Source organism: Agrobacterium sp. CGMCC 11546, from assembly GCF_013365515.1.
GTDB classification, from domain to species: domain Bacteria; phylum Pseudomonadota; class Alphaproteobacteria; order Rhizobiales; family Rhizobiaceae; genus Agrobacterium; species Agrobacterium fabrum.
In genome coordinates this window covers 2172898-2194521 of the sequence record NZ_CP047387.1, presented here as the reverse complement: position 1 = coordinate 2194521, position 21624 = coordinate 2172898, and the positions used below count along the sequence as shown (strand labels likewise).

The 21624-nt window shown below is 55.6% G+C and carries 18 protein-coding genes; 9 read left to right on the top strand and 9 right to left on the bottom strand.

Annotation, left to right across the window (positions count from 1 at the left end):
• Window positions 1-109: 109 nt before the first annotated feature.
• Window positions 110-1381: a HEPN domain-containing protein gene (locus GSF67_RS10985; protein WP_006311742.1), complete on the bottom strand. Its 1272-nt coding sequence runs from the start codon at window positions 1379-1381 to the stop codon at window positions 110-112.
• A gap of 251 nt (window positions 1382-1632) precedes the next feature.
• On the opposite strand from GSF67_RS10985, the gene GSF67_RS10980 reads away from it, so the two are divergent.
• Both GSF67_RS10980 and GSF67_RS10975 read left to right on the top strand, forming a co-directional pair.
• The gene (locus GSF67_RS10980) at window positions 1633-2352 is read left to right on the top strand and encodes a hypothetical protein (protein WP_006311740.1); all 720 of its coding nucleotides are present in this window, start codon (window positions 1633-1635) and stop codon (window positions 2350-2352) included.
• A gap of 62 nt (window positions 2353-2414) precedes the next feature.
• Complete coding sequence (locus tag GSF67_RS10975; protein ID WP_006311739.1) at window positions 2415-2951, top strand: hypothetical protein; 537 nt, start codon at window positions 2415-2417, stop codon at window positions 2949-2951.
• On the opposite strand, the gene GSF67_RS10970 is transcribed toward GSF67_RS10975, so the two are convergent.
• Window positions 2944-3753 (bottom strand): hypothetical protein, encoded by an 810-nt coding sequence (locus tag GSF67_RS10970; protein ID WP_006311738.1) that lies wholly within the window; start codon window positions 3751-3753, stop codon window positions 2944-2946. The genes GSF67_RS10975 and GSF67_RS10970 overlap by 8 nt on opposite strands.
• 339 nt (window positions 3754-4092) lie before the next feature.
• Here GSF67_RS10970 and GSF67_RS10965 point away from each other — a divergent pair.
• Window positions 4093-5306 (top strand): IS3 family transposase gene (locus GSF67_RS10965; protein WP_128822099.1). Its coding sequence is split into 2 segments (ribosomal slippage): window positions 4093-4429 and window positions 4429-5306, totalling 1215 coding nucleotides; the frame shifts between segments, so codons are not numbered across the junction.
• 518 nt (window positions 5307-5824) lie between these two features.
• On the opposite strand, the gene GSF67_RS10960 is transcribed toward GSF67_RS10965, so the two are convergent.
• Both GSF67_RS10960 and GSF67_RS10955 read right to left on the bottom strand, forming a co-directional pair.
• Entirely contained in the window at window positions 5825-6322 is a 498-nt protein-coding gene (locus tag GSF67_RS10960) for a hypothetical protein (protein WP_006311674.1), read from the bottom strand.
• 441 nt (window positions 6323-6763) lie between these two features.
• On the bottom strand, window positions 6764-7699 hold the full coding sequence (locus GSF67_RS10955) for a DUF2971 domain-containing protein (protein WP_128822035.1): 936 nt from the start codon (window positions 7697-7699) through the stop codon (window positions 6764-6766).
• A gap of 152 nt (window positions 7700-7851) precedes the next feature.
• On the opposite strand from GSF67_RS10955, the gene GSF67_RS10950 reads away from it, so the two are divergent.
• Window positions 7852-8511, top strand: coding sequence for a recombinase family protein (locus tag GSF67_RS10950; RefSeq protein WP_006311677.1), 660 nt, complete (start codon window positions 7852-7854; stop codon window positions 8509-8511).
• A 22-nt stretch (window positions 8512-8533) separates the two neighbouring features.
• On the opposite strand, the gene GSF67_RS10945 is transcribed toward GSF67_RS10950, so the two are convergent.
• Together GSF67_RS10945 and GSF67_RS10940 are read right to left on the bottom strand one after the other, a co-directional pair.
• Entirely contained in the window at window positions 8534-9292 is a 759-nt protein-coding gene (locus tag GSF67_RS10945; RefSeq protein WP_006311678.1) for a hypothetical protein, read from the bottom strand.
• A gap of 65 nt (window positions 9293-9357) precedes the next feature.
• Complete coding sequence (locus tag GSF67_RS10940; RefSeq protein ID WP_138921668.1) at window positions 9358-9729, bottom strand: GNAT family N-acetyltransferase; 372 nt, start codon at window positions 9727-9729, stop codon at window positions 9358-9360.
• A 924-nt stretch (window positions 9730-10653) separates the two neighbouring features.
• Between GSF67_RS10940 and GSF67_RS10935 the strand changes: the two genes are divergently transcribed.
• The 4 genes from GSF67_RS10935 to GSF67_RS10920 all read left to right on the top strand — a co-directional run bounded on the left by GSF67_RS10935 (window position 10654) and on the right by GSF67_RS10920 (window position 17868).
• Window positions 10654-14421 (top strand): hypothetical protein, encoded by a 3768-nt coding sequence (locus GSF67_RS10935; protein ID WP_006311681.1) that lies wholly within the window; start codon window positions 10654-10656, stop codon window positions 14419-14421.
• A 21-nt stretch (window positions 14422-14442) separates the two neighbouring features.
• The gene (locus GSF67_RS10930; RefSeq protein ID WP_006311682.1) at window positions 14443-14937 is read left to right on the top strand and encodes a hypothetical protein; all 495 of its coding nucleotides are present in this window, start codon (window positions 14443-14445) and stop codon (window positions 14935-14937) included.
• A 6-nt stretch (window positions 14938-14943) separates the two neighbouring features.
• On the top strand, window positions 14944-16302 hold the full coding sequence (locus GSF67_RS10925) for a hypothetical protein (RefSeq protein ID WP_006311683.1): 1359 nt from the start codon (window positions 14944-14946) through the stop codon (window positions 16300-16302).
• Between the two features lie 1134 nt (window positions 16303-17436).
• On the top strand, window positions 17437-17868 hold the full coding sequence (locus tag GSF67_RS10920) for a hypothetical protein (protein ID WP_006311686.1): 432 nt from the start codon (window positions 17437-17439) through the stop codon (window positions 17866-17868).
• Here the strand turns inward: GSF67_RS10920 and GSF67_RS10915 are convergent.
• Window positions 17865-18548 (bottom strand): hypothetical protein, encoded by a 684-nt coding sequence (locus tag GSF67_RS10915; RefSeq protein WP_006311688.1) that lies wholly within the window; start codon window positions 18546-18548, stop codon window positions 17865-17867. The genes GSF67_RS10920 and GSF67_RS10915 overlap by 4 nt on opposite strands.
• Window positions 18545-18718 carry a hypothetical protein gene (locus GSF67_RS10910; RefSeq protein WP_006311689.1) on the bottom strand — a complete coding sequence of 58 codons (174 nt, stop codon included), beginning with the start codon at window positions 18716-18718 and terminating at the stop codon, window positions 18545-18547. Before GSF67_RS10910 ends, GSF67_RS10915 begins: the two co-directional genes overlap by 4 nt.
• 209 nt (window positions 18719-18927) lie before the next feature.
• Between GSF67_RS10910 and GSF67_RS10905 the strand changes: the two genes are divergently transcribed.
• Complete coding sequence (locus GSF67_RS10905) at window positions 18928-19662, top strand: hypothetical protein (protein WP_244399791.1); 735 nt, start codon at window positions 18928-18930, stop codon at window positions 19660-19662.
• 45 nt (window positions 19663-19707) lie between these two features.
• On the opposite strand, the gene GSF67_RS10900 is transcribed toward GSF67_RS10905, so the two are convergent.
• Window positions 19708-21558 carry a site-specific integrase gene (locus tag GSF67_RS10900; RefSeq protein WP_244399793.1) on the bottom strand — a complete coding sequence of 617 codons (1851 nt, stop codon included), beginning with the start codon at window positions 21556-21558 and terminating at the stop codon, window positions 19708-19710.
• Window positions 21559-21624 lie beyond the last annotated feature (66 nt).

The following is a 21624-nucleotide window of genomic DNA, read 5'->3' as shown; positions in this document are numbered from 1 at the left end:
GCACCCGACAGGAAACGCCAACATGTCCCGTAAGTGGCCGAAATTTATCGCCAATTAGACAAGCCTTTGGAGCCGTGTGTACCACTTAGAGGGGTTATGAGCAAGTAGTCTACGGTGTATCTGATACAGCTTCTGTTCGCCCCCCAACACCAAAGATTAAGTGATGCCAAACTGGGAAGCTACCACGTTGGAGAATTTCCCGTAAAATGCGAGTGGTGAAAGCATGTGCGTCAAGCGAAAGGAAGTCGCTTTCGTTCTTGAGCCGCCCGCTATGAGCTGCGACAGAACGGTGCCCGTAGATTTTCTTCGCTTTTTCGAAGACCTGGCTTCGCTCTTCTGGATTTTTTCCAAGAAGCCAAGCTGCTCGGGATGAAAGTTTGTAGGTGATCTCACCGCTACCGCCGCCGCCGTTCTCGTGCATCAGGGCAATTTCTAGTGCCATCCCAAGGTCAAGCGCTTTATCCACATTCGATGACAGACCTCTCGCTTTGCCGAGACGGTCTATCGCGACGTGAAGCGCAGCGGGGGCATTGAAGTCCTCCAGTAATCTCAAATTTTCGCGAACTGCGTCGATGTTTGGCGTTTCAGATTGGAAGCCTGCTGACTCAAGGAAGCCGCCATACGACCTATCAGCATCCATTATGTGGTCTGTGGCTGCACGGCAGTAGGTGAAAGGCATGCCAACAGTGCCGCTGGTCGAGAGAATTATCGCACGCTGTATCTCAAGTCTTTTGTTGGCACGCCTCATGTTGGAAGTCCCGAACCGATCTTTGGACATATCAACCCCGGATGGCTGGTAGTCCGGGTCAATCACCATGTTATGACGGAAGTGATGGACGAGAGCGCAGGAGTTGGGAGTACGAAATACAGCTCCGGCATCATCAAAAAGCAGTATTTTTCTGGCGTCAGACGGAAGCTTATCGTGGGGCCAAAGTTCGTAGCCTTCTGTGATTTTTACGATGTCATCGACCTCGATGCCGGACACCTTACTTATCTCTAATGCGTCATATCCGTTTTCGGCATACTGGTTGTGGGCAGTCTCGATAATTGAAGATGGCGCGATGCCAGCTAGGAGTTGGCGTGCGACCCATTGCAGTGCGGTGCCTTGTCGGAGACTTCCTGATCCAGAAGGCGTCCATAACGTGCTCTCATTCAAACGAGAAAAAGGATGGAAGCCGTATAGACGCGCTTCTAGCATCACGCTCCTGTGGAAGTCTTCGAAGAATACGGCTGCACGGGAATTTGTATGCGAAGGCGGCGGTGGAGTGATCGCTAGCTCAATCTTAGCCAGAAAAAGAACTTCTTCCAACGTGAGTTTTCGAGAATGATCGTATGCAAGCGTATGGATTTCGAGCAGGCGATTGTCGTTACCGTCCAGCATTATGTCTCTTCCCTCCATCGATTTGCGAGCCCTCTCCTGACCTCCTCACCAGAGGTAACATCTAAAGAATCAAGCGCCTGCCAATTCCCTGAACACCTAATGGTTGAGCATGCGCGTGCGGGTGGGTTGTGGTCAACCTCTTTCACCAGCGTGTGGAGATGACAAAGGCGTTTCTACTTCTCGGTGGATGCATAGGCTATCTGAGGTAGAATGCTAATAGCCCGAGTCGCGTTAGGGGAATTACACAAAGCATGGATTACGAGCTCATTACGGATGACGATTACGAGACCCTTCCTTCAGAGCCTGAGAAAAGATTCACGGCTATAGAAAGGATTTGCCGCAAGAACATGTTGGCGATTATCTCGAATGAGACAAGCCAGCCGTTCGACAGCCTTGTGCGGACCCAATATATGACGATCGTCACAGCCAGCGCTGAGGAACTCGGGATTGCGGGCATCCGGTACATCAACGAGTACCAAACAGTTGAGCAGGACCTCAATGAATTCTTTCGGCTGGTCACGGGGGTCACAGCAAAGATTAGGCTTCGGAATTCCTCAAGTCGTGATGCGCTTTCCGTTCGGCTCGCCAGCAAAACAAAAGGTCTCATTGAGAATGAACTGACGAAGCTTCGAGCATCGGTGGAAGAGAGCAACCTCTCGGACGACAAGAAGGAGCGCCTGCTTGGAAAGATTGGTGAGTTCCGCACAGAGCTTCATAAAGAGCGTTTGCGGTTCGGCGTTTCACTGTCAGTTCTGGCGTCTATCGGGGCCATGGTGGGCGGCACAACAGCCTTTTTAGCTGAAGCACCCGAGGCAATTGCGACAATTACCCACCTCATCGGCGTCGATAAGCAGAGAGAAGACGAGGAGATACTACGGCTGGAAGGTCCCACGAAACCTAGGCTGCTTGCTCCGCCGCCGTCTACTACAAAACGGTCTTGGGATGCGCTTGATGACGACATTCCATTCTAGCGAATAGTCTTTGCCATTTTGGAAAGCGGGGCCCCCTTAGCAGCAATTACGGAGCAACTCGTTTGGACGCCAAGACCTTTTTCGACACTGTGACGCGGCCCAATATTACGGCGTTTATCCAAAACGATGGGGATTACCGTCTCGCCGTCAATGCGGCACTCAGCCTCGATTCAGCCTACGGCATAATCTTTGAGGAGCTGCGGGAAAAGAATCACTCACTCCTTGGTAAGCTTGGCTGCAAACAAAAGGAACTGAAGGACAACCATTTTAAAGACCACGTTGCGGCCTTGTGCCCAGAGTTCGAAATTTTGAGGGATGCAGCGTATTCGTTGAAACACGGCAAGTTATCGGCCCGCAGGGCTCGCATGGTGTATTCTGCGCAAGATGTCTCAAGTGAGGCTCTCGTGTGCGGGCTGCTTTCCTGCGGAGACCGTCTAGGTGCCACATCTGTTTTCATATCTTTAGCGGGCGGTGAGCTTGAACGGGCTTGGCCCCTTTTTCGCCGCGCTGAGCTTTTCACAGATGAGCCCCCCGGGGACTTGGGATTAGGCCCCCTCGCGTGTCCCGTTCCAGAATATCATGCGGCCACCCCTACGTAATAGTTTTCAACACCTTATTGGTGCCGTCGATGATATCTCGGATGTTGTCGCTTGTCGGCTCTGACTTCTTGTTGTGGTCACATAGGTTCCTTATGTCTGCCAGAAACCCCACATGCCTCCACTGTGCGACGTCTATAACCCCGTTTGCTTTAAGTAATTCATTCAAATCGGCAATGCCGGGGTGCTTCTTGCTGATGGTGATCTGGTGATTGTCACAAACCTGACCAAGATGCTTTTCGAGCACCACCCCAGCAACTGCCCCGGCAGCCCGCAGGAAGCCGCTCTTGTGGAGTTCCTGGGCAGCGCCAATCTCTGAGTCCAAGAGGTCCGCCTGAACCAGCTGTTTGATTTCGAAAAGTGAGCTTTCGAAGCGTCTTTTGGCGGCCATCAAGATGTTTAGCTGCTGCTGATATTGGGGGACCGCCGCCGTGCCGTCCACTATCACATCGCCGTGCCGTGTTACGCGAAGGCCTTGCAGATAATCCTGTATGACGTAATTGCCATACGTGATGTCCCGCCGCCCCTTAGGCTTCTCATACATACCGATGAAGTCCTTCGCTCTATCCGGGATGAGTTGACGAACGAGTGCTAGGCTTTCGGTGTACCACGCCTCATATTGGTTACTAAAGACGAGATTGGACTGGATAATTTGTTGAACGCGTTCGTCAGATACTCCAGCCTTTTTGAGTATCTCAGTTAACTTTGTGCCGCCATGAAGGGCTTTGATTAGTGCGAATTGCAGACTTTCACCAAGTTCGGTGAGCGCATCCAGGTCTTTGTGGAACCGGTCAATATTCCTCAAGTTGATTTCCCTCTATTGGTTGGGGTAGTGCGGAGCTAATCCATCGAATAGAAAGCCTTAGGCGGAGACCCAATGCATCCCTCAAGCTGCTCTTTTGTGTCGTCGGGATAACCATTGAAGCCGTAGTATTGTCGGAAGCTCCCGGAAGCACTGAGAGCCGCAAGCCCCATTTTGCCGCAGCCTGTGTAACAGTCGTCAAAGGCGTTCTCGACTTCGCCCAAGTCCTGAACCCAGAAGTTCAAGCCCGAGTTGATACTCTCCGCATCTGAACTGCCCCCCATTTCGACCGGACAGTCGGCATAAGCAGAAAGGCTCAAGCACAGGCTTGAGGACAGGCTTATGTCTAACGACTATCGACACGTTGAATTACTGACGGGTGATGTTCGCCGCAGGCGGTGGACAACCGAGCAAAAGCTGACAATCATTGAGCAGAGTTTCGAACCCGGCGAGACGGTATCTTCGACCGCTCGCCGTCATGGCGTCGCGCCCAATTTGCTTTATCGGTGGCGCAGACTCTTGAGCGAGGGAGGTGCTGCAGCCGTGGATTCTGACGAGCCGGTTGTCGGGAATTCGGAAGTGAAGAAACTGGAGGATCGCGTCCGGGAGTTGGAGCGCATGCTCGGTCGCAAGACGATGGAGGTCGAAATCCTCCGCGAAGCCCTTTCCAAAGCGGACTCAAAAAAACGGATATCGCGGCCGATCTTGTTGCCGAAGGACGGTTCGCGATGAAGGCCGTCGCAGACACGCTAGGCGTTTCCCGTTCCAACCTCATCGAGCGGCTGAAAGGCAAAACAAAGCCGCGTGGGCCATACCACAAGGTCGAGGATGCAGAGCTTCTGCCCGCCATTCGCAGGCTGGTTGATCAAAGGCCGACTTATGGCTATCGGCGGATCGCCGCGCTCCTCAATCGCGAAAGGCGAGCCGCCGATAAGCCTGTCGTCAACGCCAAACGGGTTCATCGCATCATGGGTAACCACGCAATGCTGCTGGAGAAGCATACCGCCGTTCGCAAGGGCCGCATCCATGACGGCAAGGTCATGGTCATGCGCTCAAACCTGCGCTGGTGCTCGGATGGTCTGGAGTTCACCTGCTGGAATGGAGAGGTCATTCGTCTCGCCTTCATCATCGACGCCTTCGACCGCGAGATCATCGCCTGGACGGCGGTTGCCAATGCAGGCATTTCCGGCTCAGACGTGCGCGACATGATGTTGGAGGCGGTCGAGAAACGCTTCCATGCAACCCGAGCCCCGCATGCTATCGAGCATCTCTCTGACAATGGCTCGGCTTATACCGCGCGGGACACGAGGCTGTTTGCGCAAGCACTCAATCTGACGCCCTGCTTCACGCCGGTCGCCAGCCCGCAGTCGAACGGCATGTCGGAAGCCTTCGTCAAAACCCTGAAGCGAGATTACGTCCGCATCTCGGCACTACCGGACGCCGAAACGGCGCTCCGTCTCATCGACGGATGGATCGAGGACTACAATGAAATCCATCCCCATTCCGCTCTCAAGATGGCTTCCCCTCGGCAGTTCATCAGGGCTAAATCAATCTAGCCGACTTGTCCGGTGAAACGGGGGGCACTCCAGCATCCGCCTTCAGACGAAACGCCGTGTCCAAGATTTGAGGGTTTACATTCCGCCAGCCTTCAGGGTCATCTGGGAAGTCTGGAAAGGGTGGCAAATAGCAGTGAAGTCTTCCAACGCTGCCCTTAGATGACATGTAGTTCTTTGTGTCCTGCATATGCGATAGGCAGCCCCGTGCGTACCCCTCTAGTTGAACTGCAAGGCGGAACGCGAGGAATGCCCCGTGGTTTCGGCCAGTTTTCATAAATTGAAAAAGCGAGATGCCGCCCTCCACAATTGCTGTCCCTACGCCAGCGCCAAGCATCACCTTCAGAATATCCGACCAGTCCATACCTGCCGCTCACCATCAACTAAGCTTCTGGGTCCACCACCCGCACAGTGCAGTACAGACCACATTTCCCCCGCGACTAAAATAGGGGTCAGACATGTGAGAGGTAATACGTGACAGCGGCGGCGGGCGTTTCCCCCCGGTGGCCCTAGGGGGTCCCTCAAAGCGGCGGAGCATCCCACCCCCTGTCCCGTCTCGGCAACGTGGGCTGCGCTGGCGGAGACGCATAGGTTTGCTCGGTGGCTGTCAACAGGTCCTCATAACGCTTGATGATCGCCTCCGTATGCGGACGCAACATGGATGCCGAAGACCTCCACTCATGCAGCTTCCTCAACACCTGCTCCCAGTCTGCCCAGCTGCTGCCGTTCTCTATGGTGGGCTTGTAGTTCTCAGCCATATGGTAGAGTTGCCTAGACTGCTCCAGCATCGTGGTCAGCGTGGTGGTGCAGCTGGCGTGCAGCTCTGGTTGATCCGGGTAGAGGACTTGAAGCCGGAGCATAATGCCGGGCATGGCCATTGCCACCATGTTGCCAGCCTGAGCGGCCTCTACGGCTACCTCAGAGACAAGGCGATAGGCTTCTATCTTTCGGTCACTGGCTTTGTTGGCCCGTTCCCTCTGGATGCCCAGCGCTGCCAAGATGATTGATAGAAAGTCCATCGGGCACCTCTTGTTACTTCAGCTCACCGATAACGTCTTCTGCCTCGCATTTTGCATGAGCCTTGGCGTCCTCCGCAAAGCGTATTGCCTCATTCGCAGCCTCAACCGCCTCGTTGGCGAAGGTTCGGAGCTTGCTGACATACTCCTCTATCTCGCTCTGATACCTGGAGATTTCCCAATCCGAGCAGGTATGTGTGCGGGAAAACTTGTAGCCGGAGAGACAGAATGGTGCCGATGGACGGTGATAACTGCCGGGCGCATCGGGGAGCGTAACGTCCCCGCTTGGCGAAGAACAAAACGCCGATGCCGATGATGGCAATGCGGTAAAAAGTATAAGCCCAATGAGCCGCCCCGCGATAACCCCTCCGTGTTTCCGTGTGGGCACCATACTCAAGGTTGATATCGCTGGGAAGTCATTGCGTCCGACCCCAACCGTCAGCTTTAACTGCGAAACGGAACCGATGACGGCGTTATTTCCACGTCCTCATAACCGCACGCTCTCAACTTTTGACGCAAAGAACGGTTGGCTCTTTCAAAGTCAACGCCGGGCCCGACAATAATCTCACGGATGGGCAGGCGCTCTGGTTTGTTGTCTCCTAAAATTGGATTGAAGCTTAGTGGGATGTAGGGAACAATTTCGTTGCCTCGTGCTCTAAACTTGACAGGAGCCTCGTACACCAATGGTGCTCTATTCTCGGAGCGCAGCGCGACGATGCGGCTCTCTTGTTCTTCCTTGTACGCGTCATCTTTGAACGAGTGAGATATCATCCTTATCGTTGTTGCCCATTCCTCAGCGAGCTCATCGCGCCATTCTTCCCAAGCTTCTTCGAATATGGCCATTAGGTCGTAGGAAACTTTTTCGAGCTTTACCCGCCCGTAGTCCACCGTAACGAACTTGGCTATTTGCGGGTGTGGGCTGGCTCCTGACATCCTGAAGCCAACAGAATATCCTGCCCCAAAGGACCCATACCCACGCCACTGGCTCAGCAGGTCTCCACTACGGCAAAAGCTTACACTAAATACTGAATGAACCTCACGGGGAGTAGCCAGATTTTTCTTGATTGTGTTCACAATCTCCTGCCGCCGATCACTGCCGGAAATGGACTGGGCGAGAAACGCAAGCATCCCATCAATAGCAAACACACTCTCGGATGGATCGTTTAGGTGCCGTATGTCAGTAGCCCAAAGCGTATTGCTGTCGAGTATGCCCAGTAGTCCCGATGCATTGGTATAGTGATAGTGCAACCCATCATCATTCAAGACGTAGGACGGCACGTTGTGATGCTTCGCGAGGTAAGCGTAAAGGGCCATGAAGTGCGGGCACTTAATAGCTTCCTCTCTTGACCCCCAAGATGTCATGCTTTCGTGTTCCATCATATTTCTCCCCACTTGTACGGGATAGCAGCTTATAAGCTCTTGTCCCTAACGGTAAGGTCCATGACGGGGAACCTCGCTTATAACATCCACAACCAACGTTGACATTAGATATAGCCTCCGTTTAGACTCCTCCCATCGCAGGAGGCGCTGCAATGAAGCGATACGTTGTCTACACGCGGGTAAGTACTGCTGACCAAGGCAAGAGTGGTCTGGGCCTTGAGGCACAAGAGCGGGACATTGAGCTCTTTCTTTCAACCTACCACAGCGACGAGACCCCCTATGAGCCCCTTGCGGAGTTCCGTGATGTCCAGTCCGGTAAGGATGACGACAGGCCCGAGCTTGCAAAAGCCTTGACGCTCGCCCGTAAGGAGAAAGCTGAGTTGCTGGTGGCGAAGCTGGACCGCCTCAGCCGTGATGTTGCATTCATCGCCCAGACCATGAAGCAGGCCACTATCCGGGTAGCCTCCATGCCCCACGCCGATAACTTCCAGCTTCACATTTACGCTGCCCTTGCTGAGCAGGAGCGGGAATTCATCTCCAAACGCACAAAGGCGGCACTTAAGGTTGCCAGCGATCATGGCGTGAAGCTGGGCGGTCTGAGAGACAAGACGATGCAGCGGAATGTTGCCATTCAGGCCAAGGCCAACAGGGAGGCCAAAAAGCTCATCAAGTTGATTGGCCCAATGCGGCAGGGCGGCAAGTCTCTGGGCGCTATCGCTGAGGCGCTGAATGGGATGAGCGTGCCTACATCAAGGGGAGGCTCCTGGACCGCCATGCAGGTTAGCCGCGTGCTGGACCGTGCGGCGGCCTAATGGGCTTCAAAGCGTTTTGAGCTTAGCTCCACCCTAATCCCTCATCAAAGCCAACATTGGTTTTCGCAAAGCGGTAGCCCTTCCACATAAATTTAGCCGCACCGACAACGCCGAATTTGGGGACCACTTGCATCAATAGCTGTTCGGGTGTCGCGATGGTCACTGACGTTTTAATCTTTGAGAGACCCACCACTTTCTTTAGCTTGTAGTCCATAGTCAAAAAGTAATCAATTTGAGCGATTTCGGCGCACCAAATGTGATAGGCATCAAGGGCTTGGTTCAGGTTTAGTGGCTTGTCATTACCTTGAAACGCCCCCGTTAACTTTGAAAGCTCTTTGTAGCGCGGGTGGTTGATGCTGCTAACGAAGTCAAGAGAATGCTGCTTGAACTTCTTGTCCCCACCAAGGATGGTGCGGCTGGGTCGCGGAACCGGATCGGAGACCCAATCAACGGGACATCCAAAGAAGTGCCCCGAGGCGCTGGCCATTCCGGGCAAACCCCAAGTTTCCAAGTTAACTTCGCTATGTATGTGGAAGCTTAGCCAATTTGAAATCCCTGCGTAGGCAAGCATACTTAGAAGCAAGGCATCTCGCCTCTGGCCATCATTCTTTATCTTGTTGATCTCGTTTATCGTATATGGTTCATGTACGACCGTCTCAAATGTAGTATGGCCCCAGTTCACAGTGTGTTTCGCAGGGCGGTACACGTGTTTCTTTATCGCAGAGAACTTGAAAATATTTGTGTCAACAAAGACGCTGGCTACAGGTTTCGTTCTGCTCATTGCTTTCCACTGCGATGTTTAAGGGTATTCGGGTCAAGGCCTAAGAACGTGCTGGGAGCCCCACTTCAGGTGGTAACAGCCTGGTCCTCACGTGGCCACCAGAAAGGTGGGTCGTTGTCATCCGGCAAGGGGGCCCACCAGTTTCCAACAAGCCACCCCGGCAGCGCCCGCTTCGATAGAGGCTTTAGGCCAAGAAGCTGCGAGGAGCAGTAGTAGTCAGCGAGCTTGAGGCAATCCGCGTCCTTGACGTTTTCACCATCTGGGTGGGCCTTCAGGATGACAAATGCCTGGGGGCGGGCAAAGAGGTGTCGAGCTTCCTGCATCAACCGTAGCCCCAGCTCCTGACCACGATATGCCGGTTCTACCCAAAGCTTCTCCAGCAATATGACTTGATCGATTATGCCGAAGTCAATGTGTGGCAGTTGCTTCTTAATCAACGCCCTCCGCTTGCGCATGATGCCGTGGGCTTGCAGGCAGTGCTGGCTCCTCTCATCGTATACATCAAAGTCCGCATACCGGGCATTTCAAGGCTATAGTGCACAAAGCCCTTGAGGCTCGCCACGTTGGTCTCCACCTCCCCACTCTCGGTATCTTCAATCCGATTGCAGAAGACCTTGAAGTCCAAGACTTCCCCGCTGCTCTCTCGACGGGTCACCCTCGCGGAAAGCATGTGGTAAGTGTGGTCATTCTCTTTGGTAGGGGAAAGTTGACTGGCGCTGTCCATTTCTGTCCTCTGTGCACATCCGCATCCCTGTTTGGGGCCGTTTGTTCCCAATATGTTCTTGGCGCAAAGAGAGAGTCAATATCTATGGTTGAGAGCGTGCCCTGCGGCGGGCGTGTGCTAGGCCGTGAGGCGGCTTGAGAACCATTGCCTTAGTACCGGATAACGACTCCCTCCGCACCGGATAGAAGCCCGTCAATTTGAAACCCAGCGCTCGGCCCTCAAGCCGGGCGTTTTGCATTTCTTATTAGTGAGAAGGAGCATTCACGTAGTTGCGGAAAGAAGCGTTCCTACATTGATGACAAAAAGCATTCCCTTAGTGATGCCCAAGAGCGTCAAAAGCATTCCCTCCGTGACGACCAGACGAGCGAAAAGGAATTCGCGTAGTAACGTACAAGAAGCTCCCATTTCGCTTCTCCGCTTTGAAGCTAACTAGCACCCCTAATCCCCATCACTTCACCGCCCTAAGTGCCTCCATAACGGAGCGAGAAATCCCCGTGGTTCCGTGATGTCATCGGTCAGCCGGAACTCGGTGACCCGCCACTAGCCACCCCCAAGCCAACCCTAATCAGCCCACCTTACGCCGCAGCCGCAGCGTGAGCAGGCAGCTCATTGTCTATCGCCAACGAAAGGAAATTCAATGGACCCCGTACTCCTCCGCCAAATCCTTGAAAACTCGGAGCCATCATCACAAAACGCAAACCCAAACAGAGCCCCTCAAGCCACGCAAGAAGGAGCCCCCACGCCCGACGAGGAGCCGGGCCTAGAGGTAGACCCTGAAGCCGCTCAGAACCTCATGGGGTCCATTCAGGCTGGCATTGAGGGAGCCCGTGCGGGAACCCAAGGTGCCTCTGCCGGTGAAATCATTGGGGCTGCTTTTGGTGGCCCCGGTCTCACCCGTGATGGCTCTGAGGTCACCAAAGAGGACAGGCTCCTTGATGGTGTAGCCACAGGTGGCGCTATCGCTACGGGTGGCATGAAGGCAGTCTTTGAGACAAAGGACTTTCTGTTTGGCGACACGCCACCCGAGGAGCAGAGCGCTTTCCGCCGCAGCGTAGAGCAGCTTGATGCCGACATGAAGGAAGCTTCCCCCATCCTCGGGGGTCTCTCCTCAGGCGTTGGCCAATTCGCCGTAGCCATGATTGGCATCGGAAAGCTCGGCAAGGTGGCCCAGGCGCTGCCCAAAGTTGGCGAGGCGCTCACAGCAGGCAAGACCGCAGTGGAAGGCGTAAAGGGTGGCGCTGTTGCCCTTGAGTCTGGCAAGGCGGCACTCGCTGGAGCCATCGCATTCGATCCGCATGAGGCCCGCCTCAGCAACCTGCTTCAGGACACCCCGCTGGCCAACCCCGTAACGGCATGGCTTGCAGCCGACCCTAACGATAGTGCCGCATGGGGCCGTGTGAAAAGCGCCATGGAAAGCATCGGGCTGGATGCGGCTATCATCGGCTCCCTCAAGCTGGGTGGAACCGTATGGAAGAAGCTTAAGGCCGGAGACACGGCGGGGGCATCAAGGACCATCACGGACTTTGAGGCCCGGCGTGAAGGAGAGCTTGATGGAACAAGCGAAGTTGAGCCAATTGGAGAAGGACCTGACGCTATTCCTTCAGGTGATGCAGGTGCCGAGGCTTCTCCCGTGGCAGCAGGACCTGTTGATGTTCCTACTTCAGAAGCCACGCCGTCAGCCGGTAACGTGCCGGAAGCACAAGATAACCTCCCCGGAATACGCAATGATGGCGCGGCCCGGTTTCAAACGCGCATCACGGTTGATCCCAGTGAGGGTAGGAGTTTCGTTGACGAGTTGATTGATGCTGCCGACAAGGCAACCGAGGATTGGGACCTGACGCGGCGATACGGCAATTGGGAAGGGGTCAACAATGCCGGGCACTCACTAAACAAGGATTTAGGGGAGAGGTTCTACTCGCAGTTCAAGAGCGACAGGGATGTTCAGGACGGCATGCGTTTGCTTGTTGCTCGTAAAGCTGAAGAGCTTGAGGCATCGGGCTGGGGAAATACGGTCACGGACGCCCAATTCCAAAAGCAGGTAGCTGACTTTGCCGCCATGGCAGAGACAGACCCCCAAGAAATGCTTGGCTCACTCCAGCAGGCCGCAAACCATTCCATGGATATGCCTGCCACAATGGTGGTCTACGGTTCGATGACTTCCAAGATTTTTGCCGATGCGACGCGGTTAGGCTGGCGGATGCATCTGGGTGATTATAGTGAGTTTGGAAGCAAGGAGGCCATGGAACAGGCGATTGCCAAGCGGTTTTCGCTGGCCCTTACGATGCTTAATGACGTAAAGGCGATGCGGGCGAGCGCGGGCCGTCAACTGCGGGCGCTGCGGGGGCAACCTTTTGATCCTCGCCTATTCGAGGGTGTTTCCAAGGAGCGCTTCTATCAGCTCATTGCAGAAAGTGGTGGCGATCCAAGCAAAATTAAGTACCTCGCTGACCCCGATCTTTATACTAAGCTTTTAGACACGGCCAACTACCTCCGTATCAACAGCCTCATCTCCGGCTGGACCACGCAGGCAATCAACGTCATGTCCAACGGCTACATGCTGGGCGTCAGGCCGCTGGAGCGTATCCTTGGGGCTGTGCCTAGAGCCGCCCTCGGCGATGATGCAGCCAAGTCCCTCGTCAGGGAGAACCTCCGGCAGTACGGCTATATGGGCTCGGCTGTGTGGGATGGCTTCAAGAATGCCTCTAAGGCGTTCCTCCAGAATGAGAGCGTGCTACGTCCTCACACCTCGGAAGCATATGCCGGTCAGAGCTGGCAGGTTCCTGGCTCGCAGGCGTTCAACGGGCAGTACTTCAAGCCGTGGGATAGTGTCCCGAACCTCATCTATAACGCCCTTTCTGTCCCCATCTCGGTAGCCAGTGTGCCAAGCCGCACGCTCGGCTCTGTGGATGAGCTCATGAAGCAGATCGTTTACAGGTCCAAGCTCATGGCCCGTGCCCATACGGAGGGCGTGGAGAGTGCCCTTGATGCCGGGCTCAGCGGTAAAGCCGCCACGGACTACGTGCAGGCATTCGTGAAGGAGAAGGTTGATAAGGCATTCGATGCGCAGGGCCGGGGGCTTGAGCCTGAAGCTTTGCGTGAGGCCAACATCGCCACCTTCCAGCAGGACCTACTGCCGGGCACATTGGGCAGAGGTGTTCAGACCTTTGTGGCAAACGAGAAGACCAAGATGGTTCGCCTCATCCTGCCATTCGTCAAGACCCCCACCAATGTTCTGCGTTACGGGTGGAAGATGACGCCCGGCCTCAATGTCCTTCAAGGTGAGTACCGTGCCATGCTGTCCGGTAAGATGGGCAGGGAGGCGCAGGCTCAGGCAGTCGGACAGATGAGCATGGGGGCTCTGTTCATGGGAGCCGCTGCGTATCTTGGTCAGGATCGCGTCACCAGTGGTGGGCCTACGGACCCCAAGGTGAAGGAGCAGCTTCTGGCTACCGGCTGGAGGCCGTACTCGGTTGTGATGACCAATGAGGATGGCTCCAAGCGCTACGTTCCGTTCAACCGCATGGACCCTATTGCCCTGCCGTTTGGTATCATCGCGGATATCCAGGATGCTATCCATGTGCTGGGCGATGGCTATGAGGAAAACCCGGAAGTCATGCAGGCTATCGGGGCGCTGGGCGTATCACTCGCAAAGCAGTTTACCTCACGCACATACCTCCTCAGCCTTAACCAGGCGCTGGAGGCGTTGAGCCAGCCCGACCGGAATGGCGAAGCGTTCTTCGGGAACATGGCCGCAAGCCTCATTCCCTTCAGCTCGGCTACTCGCCAGACCTCCACGGACCCCTTCATGCGTGATGCTCGCAGCATTGCGGACAAGATGGTGCAGGCTATCCCCGGCATGAGCCAGACGCTTGCCCCCAAGTACAATTGGCTGGGCCAGCCTGTAGTTAACCGGCAGGGCCTCTGGACGGACGACAATGGGACCGTTGTGGACCGTGAGGTGCAGCGGCTTAGTCTTCTGCTTGAGGGGTCTGTCATAGCTGCGCCAAGCCCTTTGTGGAACAAGGTGGACCTCAGGGACATCCAGCTGGTAAACGGCGAGAATGCCTATGTGGCGTACCAGAAGCTGGCCGGTAAGCCAGCCCCCGGTGCCAAGTCTCTCAGGGAGCAGGTAGCCACCCGGATACGTTCGGAAGCCTACCAGCGTGCACCTGACGGCGATGTAGGCACCAAGGGCACCAAGCTGTGGCTCCTCAATCAGATCGTCAACAAGTACCGCGAAGCAGCCGGTAAGCGCATCCGTGCGGACAAGAACGTGCGGGATGCCCTCATGAGGGCTCAGCGCAAAGTGGTGGACCACTACGCCCACCTCCGGCAGGAGCCAGCAGAAGAGCAGAAGGAGGGGCTTCAGGCCGTGCTTGATGCCTTCGGGGCTGGTGACAAGTGATAGTAGGAGCGGGATTGAATTATGAGTAACGAGTTTAAACTCTATGTTTCTGCTGCCGGGCGACACCCCGGCGGCGGTTTCTCCCAGTATGTAACGGCTTCCTCTCTTCAGGATGCAGCTGAGCAGGAGGTCTGGTGCGATTACGCGGAAGCCCCGAAGCTGGAAGACGGTACGCAACCGCAAGGCATCTACACAGCAATCCGCACGGCCCTACTTCACGTCCCGGATGGCCGCTGTGTGCTCATCTTTGCACCTCAGAGCTTTGTGGCGGCGATTTTCTCCGTGTCACGCGAAGAGCGGCGGGCGGCACGCTATCGCGGTTCCAACAAGAAGCCGCGCCCGAATGCGGACCTATTGCGAGACATTGACGACGAAACCGAGCGGCGGGGCATTACGCTATGCTCCCGCGAGCCTGACCTCCACAGTGAGTTTAATATGCTTGACGTGGTGCGGGCGGTAGCAACCGAGCGGCTGGAAGCAGCGAGCCACGCCGCAGACGCCAAGTTTGAGAGCTAAGCTACGGTGCACAAGAAGGAACACAAAGGGGCGGCAGGGGAAAACTTTGCCGTCCAAGATACTGACGAGCTGGACACCCTCCATTTTGATCCTTGGTTGACGTGCAAGGGCGAGGCTCTGCGGCGGCTTGCTGATGACGTCTTTGAGGCGTTGCCACCACCAGCGATAACCCCCGGCAGGAAGCCCCGCGCCGATGCAGAACAGCGCCGCCGCCGTTGTGTCTCAAGCGTGATAGCCAATGTGGCCTCGATGGTGTTGAGCCCTGCAAGCCATGACGCGCTGGCCACGCCACTCCGTAAGCCCACCAGCACGCGCACCCGCTATGACTATTCGGGCTATAGCGTTCAGGTGCTTTCAGCCACCGTCACGGCGATGCGCAAGGCGGGCTTCTTGGTGGTCATCAAGGGTGTCAGGCGGCAACACAGGACGCGCATTTTGCCAAGCTCAGTGCTTTCCGCGATGTTAAGCCGTGCGGATATCGGGCTTGAAGACGTGGGACGTGACGGCGGCGGTGAAACAATTATCCTCAGGGTGAAGCGTCCACCACGTTATGCTGAGCCGGATGGCCCAGAAGAGGAGGCCACCCCAGTAGAACAAGAGGCGGATGGGCTGGGGTGGGTTAACTATGAGGACACAGCGCATACTGTGTATCTGCGCGACCAAATGGAAACCATCAACGAGGCCCTTAACCGGCTTGCCGATGTTCGGTTTGACGGAAAATCTATTCTCCCGGTTCACCTTGTCCGCATCTTCACTACGATGTCTGCGGGAGGGCCGCACGGGTTTAACCTGCACGGGAGGCTCTATAGGGGCGGCTTCTGGTTGACGCTTCCCAAAGAGAAACGGCACCTGATAACAATCAATGGCGAACAGATTGCTGACCTTGATTTCAGCAGCATGTTTTTCCGGCTGGCATATCTACAGCAGGGCATCACTCCCCCTGAAGGTGACCTCTACGCCATCCCCGGACTGGAAGGCCATAGGCAGGCCGTCAAGCAGCTCGTTGCCTCCCTCTTCGCTCGTGCAGGGCCCGCCGTGCGGATGCCCAGGCAGGTGCGTAAGGAGATGCCCAAGGGCTGGACCATGCCGCGTTTTGTGAAGGCAATGGCCGTCAAACACCCTGCTATCGCGCCGCTGTTCGGCACGGGCAAGTGGTTCTCCTTCGCTTACACGGAGAGCCAAATCATGGTGGACGTTTTACTGGCCCTTGTGGCCTTGGGAGTTCCGGCGCTGCCAATGCACGATGGTCTTATGGTGGGAAAGAGCCACGGCGCTCTGGCTGCTCAGGTAATGCGAGAAGTCAGCCTCAAGCATCTTGGTGTTGAGCTGCCAGTGTCCGAAAAGCCACTTAGTGTTGCTGAATGAAATAACTGCCTCTGTATGCCTTAGGAGTTGGCTTGAGGTAGTTGCTTGAGGTTTTTCCTTTGCAGGTACAGACCACCACTGCTGTAGCTTGCAGCCGGTAGCTTAAAGCCCGGCCTCATGCCCTCCCTTTATGCCAACCCTATGGTCTGCTGTCTAATACGCCTACTTGATGCCACCACATAGCAGGGCAAACAGCAGGCCATACGCCACCCATCACCGACAAGCCCAGCATGTCCAGCTAGAAGGAAGGCATAGAGGTAGGGCATGCGGGTACACCCCGATGAAGGGTATTAGCAATGAGAAGGAGCAGGGCGCAGGGATACCATCATGCCTTACCCGTTGAGGATACCATAGGGATATCTGGTGGGTCTATCCTTTGGCAGCGAGCCTAACGCCCGGCTGGCCGTGGTTGAGAAACTCAATGCCCTCAGCCTCCAGCACACGCATCACGGATTGTATCTTATCGAGGCCACTTGTCAGGACCTCAGAGCCCCGCTTCTCCATTGCCACGATGGTGTTCTTGTTGAGCCCAGCCTTTGCGGCCAGCGTCACCTGGTCCATCCCGGCCAACGCTCGGGCGGCTTTAAGTTGATTCCCTGTAGTAAGCACTGTGTCCCCTCAAAACTATCTAACTAGGATTTTTCACATTCCGCACTTGACGGCAAGCGCGAACCATAAGATTACTCCAATAGGATTAAATCCTAGTTAAGAGGACATTATGGTTAGCCAAGCAGCTCGAAAGTTACCCACGCCATCCTTAAATCCTAATGGACTGCCGGAAAAATACGCCATGATCTGCGACGGAGAATGCATGCTTCCAATCTTCGAGCATGGCCAGAAGCTCGTCTTCTCCAAGTCGGCACCCTTACAGCCCGGCCAGCCGGTGCTCCTTTTCAGGAAGCCTGAGGCCACCCCTCCGGGCGAAAACCCGATGCTCTTCAAACAGCTCGTCTCCGGCCCATCCAAAGCATACTGGGAAGCGGGACGCCCAGCCATGCGCGGGAATGTCCGGCCCGTGGTCACAGTGAGGATGCTCAATCCGCCCCGCACACTGTTCTTTCCAGCAGATGACCTCCTCGGCGTCCATAGCTGCACAGGGGTCTTGCCTATGCCGATGCTGGAGGGCTGACCCAAATGCCCCGAACTATCACATCCAGCTTCAAGACCACCGAAACGCTCTTCACCCTAAGCCCGCTTCCCGCACGGAAGGGTCTGCCTGCGGGCTGGTTCCTGCGTATGCCCATCGGTCTCCAGCATGTTTCCGTAGAGCTGCATACCTTGCGGCCCGGCTTGCTGGGTGCCTATCGCATCAGGATGTCACGCCGCCTGCCGGTAGACGAATGGGAGGCCGCTGCGGTTGATGCATTGGGAGACCTTGCGGCTTTCGCTGTGATTGAGCTGAGTGACATCACGGAGAGCCAGGCCGGGCTCCTGGCATCGGCGTTTCATATGGTGTGGGCAGGAGGTGAGCTCAATACGCTGGTGCCGGAGCTGAGGCGGCTCTACATCACCACGGAAGACCAAGCGGCTTTGCGGTGGGTTATGCCTAAGGGTATGGCTCGCTAGGGGCCATCCTCAAACAGCAGGTGCCCATGGGTCTCCATGACCTCTTGCACGCGGGCGTATATGTGGTGGATGACTTCAGGTGAGAGCGGTGTGTCTTCCTGCCCGCCTATATCGTCCAAAAGCCCGAAGCGTGCGGCATATCTTTTTGCTCTCCTAAGACGGCTGTAACTGGCTGGGTCTTTGAACACTCCGCCCTTTCCCGCCACGCTCAATTTCGCAGGCAGCAGGCCCTTGGCCTCCCAACGTGTCAACGCTTGCTGTGGCTGTGCGAATGCCCACCAGAGCTCAGAGTCCGCTGGCGAAGCAAAAGCCGCATCGTACTGCCGTTTAGGGTCCAGCGCGGCCAGCGTATCGAAGAACGTAAAGATGGTCAGGAAGCCCACGCGTTCTGGCTGATACTTGATGGTCAGCATGGCGTTATCCGCAGCCTCATCTAGCCCATACCTTCCGAGCAATAAATGCCTTTCGGCAACGGATTGCCGCCAGTCAATCGCACCGTCCACCACGTTGCCCCACCCCGGCTTAGCCCGCTCTGCGGAGCGCTCATAGTCGTGCATATTGCCGCAGTGACAGTAAGGCAGCTCGGTGAGTTCCTTGGCTATTTCCTGCCGTTCGTGGTCAAGGAGCACAATCGCTGCCTGCCTCTCGCTTATCTCTTCCTGCGAGAACGCCCTAATCATTGGCCGGGCATCCGGCTGGCACAATAATAATCGCTGTCATGCACCAAGCAGCCGCTCAGTGCATTTTCAAGAGCCCGCTGCCAGTTGGCCTCATGTTGCTCCCACAGCAAAATACTGAGAATGATCAGAGGGCCGAACATCCAGTTCATGAAAAAGTTATTGGGGTACATGGACCTCGTTCCTTTGCGATGAAATAGGAATGACCTGAGTACGTTAAAGTTAGTCTTCTGATGCGAGCCATAAGAGCTTGGGCAATAGTCACTAGTTTTCACGGCATCGATTAGAAAAGCCGCTTGTTTCACCTCTTGCCTATCACTTGCAGGCTCAACTTTAGTGTGTCACGTTTAAGAGGAACAACCTCAAATAAGATGGTCTAAGATTGATTGATCCCGGCTTCTCACTCGAAGAAATCCACGAGATGTTGGACGCTATTGAACGGAGCCTTAGTAGGCTAAAAGCCGCAAATCTTCACAACAAGCTTATGCCAATGACCTACATCCCTGAGGCATACTCGGTTCACGTGGACTTGGACCTGAGCGGGGTTCTTCCCAGCATCGGCCTGAACCAGTCTGTGGCGAATAAGCTCAAAAACATCGACGCCAAGCTTAGGGCCCCTGTGATGATCGCCGCTCTGTCGAGGACGCGAAGCTATCTCCGTATGCTGGAAAGCGAATTTGGCGGCGACGGAACGCGGCCTGACCACGCCGACCAAGATCGCGTAATTCAAGAAACACTAGATGCAAATCCTCCTCCACCAATTCAAATTTGGACCGAGCAATGGGTCTACGTGAAGCAAGGATCACGTGCGAAACAGCTTATCAGCGATGTAGCTGAACTGCTTGATGAGGCGATCCTTCTCGCCAAAACTACGAACCTGCCCGAGGATCAAGCGGCGTTGACTGATATCGAGCGTGCTCAGTTGGTCGCCATCTTGGAGACAACCCTTGCCGTCCTTAAGGCTCCAATGCTTGAGCCGGGACTCTTGAAGAAGGCCGCGCGTGTTGCCAAAGAAATTGCCGAAAAGACGGCCAGAAAGAAAGTGGAAGAGGGGCTTGGAGTGGGGCTCAGTTACGCGGCAAAGAAGCTTTGGGAGCTCATTGCGAGCTTGCTATAAATAGCAGTATCTAAGCGGGCCGATCCATGAAGATGTTTAGCCACATCACGCCTTCCGCCGCCTTGCTTTGCCAACTGGCTCCCACTCCAACAGCGACAAGACAGCTTCAGGCGCTACAATCTTCGTTACAGCATCGCCAAGGGCAGGAAGCCCAAAGCCATCCCCATAGTCCCGCCCAACGCTGCCGCTGCCGACATGCCCCGTGAGAGCGTCGTGTACTTCTTCTGTCAGCCCAGCATTGCGCCCCAGCCGCTTGAAGGTATGGCGGAAGGAATGAAACACTTTGCTCGGCTCCGTGATGCCGATTGTTTCCCTGAGGTATCGATTGAACCATTTTGACCATGCGGTGGACCTGTATTTGGGGTCTGCGGAGGAGAGCTCCGGCCACAGGCTGCTAGTGCTTTTAGCCCCGGCCTTAAGCAGGACCTCACTATACCGCAGCAAGCCAAGGCGAATAAGCTCACCATGCAGGGGGACCTTACGGCGGGAGCTAACGGTCTTGACCGAGCGGTCCCCATCAGTGTCAATGTCAATGATCCATATGCCCGTTTCCGGGTCTTGCCTAACGTCCGCCAAACGCAACTGCGCGATTTCGTTGAGGCGGGCTCCAGTGAGCAAAGACACTAGTGGCATCCAATAAGCCGCTTCTCCTCGGCCACCAATCGGCCTAGACCCCGATGCATAAATTGGGGACGTGAAGATGGCCTTGAGGTCAGCCTCAGAGAAGGGCTTGCGGCGGTTCGGATCATTCCGCTTGTCGACGGTGATGGATAGCTTGGAGAAGGGGTTAGTGAAACCCTTGATGCGGTCCATGTAGCCGTCCCGCTCCGCAGTGCTGACCAGCGCTACCAGGAGATTGAGGTACTTGTTGACCGTGGCTGCGTGGAGAGGCTCGCTGTCTTTGCTTGCCGTTGATTCGATAAGCTGGCGGAAAGACATTTTCCTCTGTGATCCCTTGAGGCGGGTCGGCAGTGCGGCCAAGGCGTTGCGGAAATCGCGGGCTTTCTCCTTGGTGATGTCAGCAAGGTGCAAATCGCCATGCCATTCGGTGAAGTAGCGGGCCACACGCTCAGCTTCTCGCACGGTGCTGTGAGAGGGCTTCTTGCCACCACGGGCCGCGCTCCCGGCTTTCCATTGGGCCAGCGCTTCAGATAGCTTTGGGCCTTTCTCGGAAGGCTTGGCCTCCGCAGGTGTCGGCACAACGAGACCCACTTGTCGCTGCTTTGTCGCTTGATAGCCGCTCACGTAACCTCGGAGGATCGCAAGCCCTGCCTCTTGGTAGAAGTCAGAGGAGGGGTCTATCGGCAAGCGGTTGGCTGTGAGGTAAGCATGGAGTTCGGTCTGGACGATGGATATATCATACCTCGCTAAGGCTCCTTGATAGTCGGCCAGCCACATGTCTATCTCTTCGCCGTGAACAAAGAGGTGGCTGCTTTCCATCCCCATGCCGGTGAAGCGGATGCGCTCTAGGTCAGGCCATTGCTGCCGCTCTTCCGGTTTCTGGAGATGCCTGCGTAAGTCACCCTGTCTGCGCGTCTCCTCGTCGCCCGCCAAAATCTTGCGAAAGGCCCATGCTTCTATGATGGAAACTTCTGGCAACGGTTGAGGGGAGAGCTTTGCGGCGGGGCCTTGAGCAATAAGCAGGACGGCTTTCTCAAAAAGGTCCGCTGCCTTGAGCGCTTCCGCAAGGTCTCTGCGTTTCGCTGCTTTAGGGTCATTGGTGCCGAGAGACACGGTAAGCTCAAGCTTGAAGCGCCCTGTATCGGGATTAACCAACTCGGGGACGTGTTGCTTGGCGTGCTCGGGTGCAGGCTTTCCTGCTAGTTCCTTTGGGAGGCGCTTTCGAAATTCGTAGATGCCGGAGCTTCGCCGCTGCATGTAGGTGATTCCTGCCATCAAGTGTGCAACCCCTGTGAGATAGCGTTGTGTACCAGACGGCTATCCCTAAGGTCCTGAAACCCT